This is a genomic window from Polynucleobacter sp. 35-46-11, assembly GCF_002281105.1.
Genome location: NZ_NCFJ01000055.1, coordinates 17,473 through 27,194, shown reverse-complemented (window position 1 = coordinate 27,194; position 9,722 = coordinate 17,473). Strand labels below are relative to the sequence as shown.

The 9,722-nt window shown below is 47.3% G+C and carries 6 protein-coding genes; 4 read left to right on the top strand and 2 right to left on the bottom strand.

Translation table 11 applies throughout. From position 1 onward, the window contains the following. Positions 1-70 precede the first annotated feature (70 nt). Positions 71-1,534, top strand: a complete 1,464-nt coding sequence (rng, locus tag B7Y67_RS06450; protein WP_293597935.1) for a ribonuclease G — start codon at positions 71-73, stop codon at positions 1,532-1,534. Positions 1,535-1,541: 7 nt separating this feature from the next. On the opposite strand, the gene msbA is transcribed toward rng, so the two are convergent. Then, the gene (gene msbA, locus B7Y67_RS06445) at positions 1,542-3,305 is read right to left on the bottom strand and encodes a lipid A export permease/ATP-binding protein MsbA (RefSeq protein ID WP_293597934.1); all 1,764 of its coding nucleotides are present in this window, start codon (positions 3,303-3,305) and stop codon (positions 1,542-1,544) included. Between the two features lie 10 nt (positions 3,306-3,315). Here msbA and B7Y67_RS06440 point away from each other — a divergent pair, with 10 nt between their 5' ends. From B7Y67_RS06440 to B7Y67_RS06430, 3 genes are read left to right on the top strand one after another with little or no spacing between them, the layout of a single operon-like run. After that, entirely contained in the window at positions 3,316-4,095 is a 780-nt protein-coding gene (locus B7Y67_RS06440) for a glycosyltransferase family 2 protein (protein WP_293597933.1), read from the top strand. Beyond that, a complete protein-coding gene (locus B7Y67_RS06435; protein WP_293597932.1) occupies positions 4,092-4,871 on the top strand; it encodes a glycosyltransferase family 2 protein in 780 nt (259 codons plus the stop codon). The genes B7Y67_RS06440 and B7Y67_RS06435 overlap by 4 nt, the downstream gene beginning before the upstream one ends. Positions 4,872-4,891: 20 nt before the next feature. Then, the gene (locus tag B7Y67_RS06430; RefSeq protein WP_293597931.1) at positions 4,892-6,049 is read left to right on the top strand and encodes a glycosyltransferase family 9 protein; all 1,158 of its coding nucleotides are present in this window, start codon (positions 4,892-4,894) and stop codon (positions 6,047-6,049) included. Positions 6,050-6,091: 42 nt separating this feature from the next. Here the strand turns inward: B7Y67_RS06430 and dnaE are convergent, their stop codons facing one another. Beyond that, positions 6,092-9,718: a DNA polymerase III subunit alpha gene (gene dnaE, locus B7Y67_RS06425; protein ID WP_293597930.1), complete on the bottom strand. Its 3,627-nt coding sequence runs from the start codon at positions 9,716-9,718 to the stop codon at positions 6,092-6,094. Positions 9,719-9,722 lie beyond the last annotated feature (4 nt).

Sequence of the window (9,722 nt, the reverse complement as noted above, 5' to 3'; positions counted from 1 at the left end):
ATAGCGGTATCATGGGATTACCTATTTTTGAAGTTAACCAATTATTGGATTTCGCTAAAGTTGCCCGCATATGAATGAAGAAATTCTGATCAACATCACCCCACAGGAAACACGGGTGGCATTAATTCAGCAGGGTGCTGTTCAAGAACTGCAAATTGAGCGTACCTGTCAACGCGGCATCGTTGGCAATATTTATTTAGCCAAAGTAGTTCGTGTGCTACCGGGTATGCAATCTGCTTTTATTGAAATTGGTTTAGAGCGCACTGCATTTATGCACGTCGCTGATATCACGCAAAACAACCCGCAAGCACAAATTGAAAAGTTGCTCTTTGAGGGTCAAAATGTTTTAGTACAAGTTCTCAAAGATCCCTTGGGCACTAAAGGTGCGCGCCTCACGACCCAACTCAGTATTGCTGGGCGTAATCTGGTTTATCTCCCACCAGCTGGAACTGATGCAGCCACAGAAAAATATATTGGCGTATCCCAACGAATTGATCAGCCCGAGGAACGTGAGGCTATCAAGTCACGCCTTGCAGGACTCATGCCCGCAGATGAAAAAGGTGGAATTATCGTGCGCACCAGCGCACAAGATGCCAGCGATACCGAGCTTGAGAACGACATGCATTACCTACGCACGACCTGGGAGAGGATCCGAGAAGCTGTGAACCATAAGGCTGCCCCCAGCCTGCTTTATCAGGACCTCAGCTTGGCTGAACGTGTATTGCGCGATGTTGCTGGTGAAGAAACTACCAAAATTCGGGTTGACTCTGCAGAGAACTTTGAAAAGCTCAAAGGATTCGCTACCTTATACATGCCTAACCTCTTGGATAAGCTTACCCTGCATCGCGGCGAGCGCGCCCTCTTTGATTTATTTGATGTAGATGCTGAAATTAATAAGGCCTTAGGTCGAAGAGTTGATCTCAAGTCAGGCGGCTATCTGATGATTGATCAAACAGAGTCAATGACTACGATTGATGTCAACACAGGTAGTTATGTGGGTGCACGCAATCTTGATGACACCGTCTTCAAAACCAATCTTGAAGCTGCTCAGGCTATCGCTCGTCAACTCCGTTTACGCAATCTTGGTGGGATCATCATCATTGACTTTATTGATATGTTGAGCAAAGACCATCAAGAGTCAGTTTTACATGAACTCAATCGCAATTTAGATCGTGATCACGCCCGTACTTCAGTGAGCGACTTTTCCTCGCTAGGCCTGGTAGAGATGACACGCAAACGCACTCGAGAATCCCTTGCCCACATTACATGCGAGCCCTGCGCTACCTGCCAAGGCAAGGGTGAAGTCAAAACAGCACAAACTATTTGTTACGAGATTTTGCGCGAGATTGTTCGTGAGCATCGCCAATTTAATCCTCGAGAATTTAGAATTGTTGCGGCGCCTGATGTCATTGACCTGTTCCTTGAAGAAGAAAATCAATTTTTGGCGCAGCTTGGCGACTTCATCAGTAAGCCCATCAAACTTCAGGCGGAAGGCAGCTTCCGCCAAGAGCAGTACGACATCGTTCTTAGTTAATCATTAATTAAGCATTTGAAAACTGGATACGGTGCAAGTTAGCATACATGCCATCCTTAGCAATCAACTCTTCGTGTGAGCCATTTTCAATTACATGACCATGCTCTAGGACCACAATCCGATCGGCATGCTCAATGGTCGATAGGCGATGCGCAATTACCAGAGTGGTCCTACCCGCCATCAAGCGCTCTAGAGCATCCTGTACCTGACGTTCGGATTCAGAATCGAGCGCTGAAGTAGCCTCATCCAAAATAAGGATGGGCGCATCTTTATAAATGGCTCTCGCAATAGCTAGACGCTGACGCTGACCACCAGATAAGCGATTGCCGTTATCCCCAATTTGAGTATCGATTCCTTCAGGCATTTCTTTCATGAGTGCAGATAAGTTAGCTGCCTCCAGCGCCTCTATCACGCGCCCACGGTCAATGCCTTCAGGACCAACAGCACCATAGGCTACGTTTGCTGCAATGCTGTCATTAAACAAAATCACATCCTGACTCACAAAAGCAATTTGCTTGCGAACATCTGCAAGAACAATATCTTCGAGCGGAATATCGTCCAAGAAAATTTGGCCGCTTGTCGGTTTAAAGAATCGGGGCAATAAATTCACTAGCGTAGATTTACCCCCACCAGATGGACCAACGAAGGCAACGACTTCACCAGGCTTAATATTTAAATTCACGCCGGAGAGAGCATCCTTACGCCCCGCTTCTTGCTGATAAGAGAAGCCTACATTCTCAAAACGAATTCCACCCTTAGCTTTCACTAAAGGCTTCATATTTTCCTTGCGAGACTCATCCTCTTCAAAAGGTTGATCCATGAGGGAGAAGATCATTTCCGCTGCAGTTAAGCCGCGTTGTAAGGGTTGATTGATATCGGCCAAGTGCTTGATCGGCGAGATCACCAACATCATCGCAGTAATAAAAGATGCAAAGCCACCTACCGTAACACCTTCGGAGGATGACTGCATTAAAGCAATCACCAGCACAATTGATAGCGCCATGGAAGCAATCAGTTGAGTAATCGGCTGATTCAGACCTCCAGCTACCGCTGACTTCATGGCGAATTTGCGGAGGCGGTCAGCTTTTTCCATAAAGCGACTCATCTCATACTCTTCAGCACCATGTACTTTCACGATCTTGTACCCAGCAGCAGATTCCTCAACGATGTAAGCAAGCTCACTAGTGAGCCTCTGCTGCTCACGATTCAGGGATCGTAGACGCTTATTAATCTTACTCATGATGAAGGCAATGATGGGAAAGATCACTAAAACCACCAAAGTCAGTTGCCAATTTAGATAAATCAGATAACCAATTAATCCGATCACCGTAAGAGAATCTCTTACCAAGCTGATTAACATGCCACCCATAATGGAGAGCACATTGTTCACCTCAAAAACAACTGCGTTAATTAGATTAGATGCAGAGTTCTTTTGAAAAAAGGTGGTTGAGGCATTTAACAGCGTCTGAAACATTTGCTCACGTAATTTGAGCAGTACTGAGTTAATAACGCGAGTTAGCAAATAATTTGACAGAAACTGGGCCAAACTACGAACCAAGGCCAAACCTACCAAGAAAACCGGCACCTGCCACAGCTTGTTATCCATCTGACCAGTGAATCCCCGGTCAAGCAAAGGCTTCATTAAGGCTGGGATGGAAGTTTCAGCCCCAGCAACCAGCGCCATGGCTAATAAGGACCCAATAATCGTCCAGATATGGGGCTTGAGGTACTGAATTAAGCGATTTAGGGAGGTGCGGTCTTGAGCATTCATATAATGAATTATGCCCACCTTATCAGTCATACTCATCACTCGCAATGAAGAGGCCAATTTGGCCGATTGCTTGACCTCCCTAGAGGGGATTGCCCAGCAAATCGTGGTGGTCGACACCAATAGCACCGATAGCACCCTAGAAATCGCCAGAAGCCATGGGGCCCTCATTAGCCAGCCAGCGGATTGGCCAGGATTTGGACCCCAAAAGAACCGTGCTCTAGAGCTCGCAACAGGCGAATGGGTTCTGTCTCTAGACGCTGATGAGCGCCTCACTCCCGCCCTCAGAAGTGAAATTCTCACTGCCATTCATCACTCGGCGCATGTCGACTGTTTTGCCATTCCACGCCTTTCTTGGTATTGCGGTCGCTTTATCCGCCACTCTGGCTGGAATCCGGATTATGTGGATAGATTGTTTAAACGTGGGACGGCTCGTTTCTCAGATGACCTCGTTCATGAGCGACTAATCCCCAATGGGCAAGTGGCGAAGTTGGAGAACCCCATGTTGCACTACAGTTTCATGAACTATTCACAAGTGCTTCAAAAGTTAGATCGCTATTCAACAGCTTCTGCAGAGCAGGCATTTGCCAAAGGGAAAAAGAGTAGTCCATTAAAGGCCGTGCTTCATGGCCTCTGGGCCTTTACTCGAACCTACTTCATAAGACTTGGATTTCTAGATGGCCCTCAGGGCTTTGCCTTAGCGATCTCCAACGGGCAAGGTACCTACTACCGCTACATGAAGTTATGGCAATTGCATCAAGAAGCTGCGAATAACCCACATCACGGCAAATGATCTCCGTACTTTTAGCGACCTATAACTGGCCACAGGCTCTCAAGCTCTGTCTTGAGTCGCTTGGCACTCAAACTGATTTAGATTTTGAAATCATCATTGCTGATGACGGCTCTACATTAGAAACTAAGAGCTTGATAGAAGTAACCCAGAAAAATTTCCCAGTAAAAATTACCCATCTTTGGCAGGAAGATCAAGGCTTTCGCAAGACCCGCATTCTTAATCAAGCAATCGAGGCAGCACGCAGTGACTATCTCGTATTTTTAGATGGCGACTGCCTTGTACAACCAGACTTTATTGCCCAGCATCGAATCCTATCTCAGGCCAACCACCTAGTTACAGGCAGTCGCGTCTTGCTGAATGCCGAACTCAGCAAACAATTACTGTCATGGCAGCAGTGGGATTTCAAAAAATTTATCGATAAGCTGTTGAGCTATCGACTCTCTGGTGGCGCCAACAAATACTGGCCCCTCAAAATAAAGCTTGGGGATGGTGCCTGGCGCAACTATAAGAAATTCGTATGGCGTCGTATTAAGGGTTGCAATATGGCCTGTTGGAAAGCCGATGCCAAAGCCATTGGCGGCTTTGATGAAACCATGACAGGCTGGGGGCACGAGGATGCGGATTTTGTTTTCAGACTACAGAACAGGGGCTTGATTCGTAAATCCGGATCCTGGTCGACTGAAGTACTTCATCTCTACCACCGCATCAATGATCAATCGAATGCAGCAGAAAATGCGCGTCGCGTCCGTGAAAAAATTCTGGCTAAAGCTAAGTAGGATTGAGTTACATTAGCCCCATGACTGCATTCTCAGCACTAAAGCCGAAAAAAGTTTTATTTATTGCGACTCGCCAAATTGGTGACGTCCTGGTCACTACACCGCTAATTTCACAAGCGCGCGAGCTATGGCCTTATGCTGAGTTTCACTTTTTGGGCTACCGCGGCAAGCTCGAGATGCTCAAAGGCAATCCTGATATAGCTAAAACAGTTGAAACCTCAGACCGCCCTAGACTCAAAGAATATCTCTCCTTATTCTTCAAACTCTTTCAACGTTATGACCTCGCTGTGGTCACTCAACCTAGTGATCGCGCCTATTTCTATGGTCTAGCAGCAGCTTATCACCGCGTGGGCGTTCTAGGTGGCCATCCTCAAGGTCTCACTGAGCAAGACAAAGCTAAGAAAAGTAAGAGTGATAAACAAAATGCCTGGAAAAAGGCCATCAGCTTGCATACTGTTGATGTAGATTATTTTGCGCAACATGTCATTACTGAAAAGCTTCGCCTACTCGAGATCTTCTACAAAAATCCGCTGGAAGTATTTAAGAAACCAATCTCGGTAACGGCTCCTGCTGGTGATCCGATTACCCCAAGTATTGCTGGACAACTTCACTCGCCTTATGTAGTGGTGCACCCCGGACCCTTAACCGCTTATAAGCGTTGGCCACTTGCCTATTGGCAAACATTGCTGACATGGATTACGAAACAAGGTTGGCAAGTTGTGCTGAGCGCATCCCCGGCCCAGCAAGATCTGCAACTCAATCAAGATATTCTTTCATTACTTGATGAAGAAACCCGTAAACATATTGTTGATGCCGCAGGCCTACTCACTATCCCGCAAGCGGGAACGCTGATTCGTGGAGCAATTGCGTATGTCGGCGTAGATACTTCCATCACACACTTAGCAGCCGCATGCAATACACCAACTATTGCCTTGTTTGGCCCGACACCACCCACCAACTTTGGGCCTTGGCCTAATGGTTTTATTGGTGAACAGCCCTATCAATTGAGATCCCGCTCTCAGACGGTTGGTAATGTCACGATTTTGCAAGGACCTGGTGAGTGCGTCCCCTGCCGTAAAGCAGGCTGCGAAGATCGCGCAAATAGCAAGAGTGAGTGTTTGGACCAACTAGATCCAATTCAAGTAATCAAAGCGCTTCAAGCCGCCACAAATAGATAAGCAACTAGGTAGTTTTGGTAATGCTGATTTAATCGCGTTAGATTAGTGGTACTGAACCTGAACAGTGTTGGATTGCTTAGCTGCCAATATTTGATTTAAGCTATGCAAGCACGCATCATCTGGATAGATACGTAATTCTTCTGGGAACTGCATCAGGCAAGCTCCGCCGCTAGTAGTGACTGCAGCTGTGAGCATTAAGCCCTTCAAGCCTTCGCTAGCACTTGGCATAGAGGCTGCTGCAGGCCCCAACTTAGGATCTCGCACTCGATTACTCATTAAGTAGGGGCCAATTTGGCTGCGTAAGGATTTGAGATCAATTGCTGAATCGATAGCTAGATGAACGTTACGTGCAAATCGCATGCGAGCACCGGTGATATCCATTACGGCTTCTGAGACGATACGTACCCCACCAGAAAACTTATCGGGAGTAACGTTAACTTTAGCTACTAGCAACTCATCTTCTTTGAGCCAAGAACGATTCGGCTCAAAGACTTCACTATAGAGTGTCACCTCAATGGCAGCAGTTCCATCATCAATCGTCGCTATCATCATGCGACCGCGTTGACCAGTCAGCATTCGAGCGGAAGTAATAATCCCTGCAATCAACTGATCCTTACCTTCTGTCACTTTAACCAAAGGTTGGCGAATGAAGTGCGCCGTCTCGTCGCGGTAGGCATCAAACATATGACCAGTGAGACAAAGACCTAGAGAGCTTTTCTCGTCCTGAAGGCGCTTCTTTTCAGACCAGACTGGTTCGCGCACCAACTCAGGTAAGTGGCGATCCTCTTCTCCCGCTACCTCAAACAAGCTCACTTGATTGACGGAAGCCTCTGCTTGTTCAGCGGCTTCAATTGCGCGCGCAAGAGAAGCCAATAGAGTTGATCGAATATCGTAAGGATTGCCGCCAGCAGGAATGGAATCCTTATATAAGCTATCAAAGGAGCCAGCACGCATCAAAGCCTCAATGGCTCGACGGTTCACCTGCCTACGATCAACGCGTGCACAGAAATCAAATAAATCCTTAAATGGGCCGCCCGACTCACGCGCTTTCACAATCACTTCAATAGCTGCCTCACCAGTACCCCGAACCGCTCCTAAACCATAACGAATATGGCTAATTGGAGAATCGGGAGTAGCATCTGGTGCACGCAAAGGTGTGAACACATAAACACCAGTATTAATGTCTGGTGAGAACACGCGAATATTATTTGCCAAACAATCGTCGTACAGAATCTTCACCTTATCGGTGTCATCCATTGCGAGTGATAAGTTGGCCGCCATAAATTCAGCGGGGTAGTAGGCTTTTAACCAAGCAGTTTGATAGGCCAAGAGCGCATAGGCAGCAGCATGGGATTTATTAAATCCATAGCCAGCAAAGCGCTCCATCAAATCATATATCTCGTTGGCCTTACCCTCAGTAATACCACCAGCTTTTGCACCATCACTAAAAATCTTGCGATGCTGCGCCATCTCTTCAGGCTTCTTCTTACCCATCGCACGACGTAACATATCGGCGCCACCGAGTGAGTAGCCGCCGATCATCTGCGCCATCTGCATCACCTGCTCTTGATAGACCATGATGCCATAGGTCTCTTGCAGAACGGGTTCAATCCGTGGATCTGGATACTCTACTTTTTGACGGCCATGCTTACGCTCAATGAAGTCCGGGATCAAGTCCATTGGGCCCGGACGGTAAAGTGCGACGAGCGCAATAATGTCTTCGAAGCGGTCAGGCTTGGCTTCACGAAGCATGCCTTGCATGCCACGACTTTCTAGCTGGAAGACCGCAACCGTATTGGCATTCTTTAAAACTTCAAAGGCTTTTTCATCATCGAGTGGAATCTCACCGATATTCCAGTCCTTACGATCGGCATGTAATGTCTTAATCCATTTTTCAGCAGCCGCCAAAATCGTCAGCGTTGTTAGACCCAAGAAGTCGAACTTTACTAAGCCGATTGCCTCAACGTCATCTTTATCAAACTGACTAATGACGGAGCCACTCTCTTGATCTTTAGAGTCTTTTGCTTCTTGCGTGTAGAGCGGGCAAAAATCGGTTAAACGGCCAGGGGCAATCAACACACCACCTGCATGCATACCGACGTTGCGGGTCATGCCCTCTAACTGCTGTGCCAAAGATAAAAGTTGGCGCACTTCATCTTCATTCTTTTCGCGCTCACCTAACTGCTTCTCTTCCTTCTTCGCCATTTCAATAGTCATGTACTGACCTGGCTTATTCGGAATCAACTTAGCAATACCATCAACGAAGTTATAGCCTTGCTCCAGCACACGACCAACGTCACGAATCGCCGCTCTGGCAGCCATGGTTCCAAAGGTAGCGATTTGACTGACCGCATCTTTTCCGTATTTATCCTTTACGTACTGAATGACACGATCGCGCCCATGCTGACAGAAGTCGATATCGAAGTCGGGCATCGATACCCGCTCAGGATTTAAGAAGCGCTCAAAGAGCAAGTTGTAGCGCAATGGATCTAGATCAGTAATGCCGAGTGAGTAAGCAACCAAAGAGCCAGCACCAGATCCACGACCAGGGCCCACTGGTACGCCATTGTTTTTTGCCCAGTTAATGAAGTCAGCAACAATCAGGAAGTAGCCTGGGAAACCCATTTGAGCAATCGTCTTTACCTCAAAGACAAGGCGCTCGTGATAACGCGCTTCTTCCTTGGCGCGCTCTTCTGGATCCGGAAAGTTGCGCTCCATATGGCGCTTCAAACCAATTTCCGATTGCTGCAATAAATAATCGTCGAGCGTAATGCCAGGTGGCGTTGGGAAATCCGGCAAGCGTGGCTGACCTAAGGTCAACGAGAGATTGCAACGTTTCGCAATCTCTACTGAATTAGCGAGTGCAACAGGTAAATCTGCAAAGCGCTTTTCCATCTCCTCTTGAGATAAGAAATACTGCTCTTCATTAAATTTTTTGGTGCGACGGGGATTACCTAAGAGCTCACCCTCAGCAATACAAACACGCGCCTCATGGGCCGTGAAATCACTGCGTTGCATAAATTGCACTGGGTGCGTAGCAACGATGGGTAGACCCAATTCACTAGCAAGATGACAGGCAAGCTGAAGCTGCTTTTCATCCTGGGGATGACCGCCACGTTGTACTTCAATGTAAAAAGCATTCGGAAATAATTTTGCCCAATGCTTGGCAGCGTCTTTAGCTTGGTCTTCTTGACCAGCTAAAAGCGCAGTACCAACATCACCCCAACGTCCACCAGAAAGTGCAATCAATCCATAAGCCAAAGTTCTTTTTGCTGCTTTATCTTCAGCTTTAGAAGCGGGCTCACTAAACCATTTGGGATCTACTTCGGCACGACCACGCGTCTGGTTTTCTAGGGAAGCCTTACTCAGCAACTGACACAGGTTGAGATAACCAGAGTGGTTTTGAACTAAGAGCAATAAACGGTAGGGCTGATCCGGGTCCTGAGGATTACTCACCCAAACATCCGCGCCCGCAATTGGCTTAATTCCGCCAGAACGTGCAGCACTATAAAACCGGACTAAACCAAATAAATTGCTTAAATCGGTGAGCGCTAAGGCTCCCATGCCATCTTTTTCAGCCGCGGCTACCGCATCATCAATGCGAACGACGCCATCCGTAATTGAAAACTCGGAATGGACGCGCAGATGAACAAAACGGGGTGAAGCCATGAGA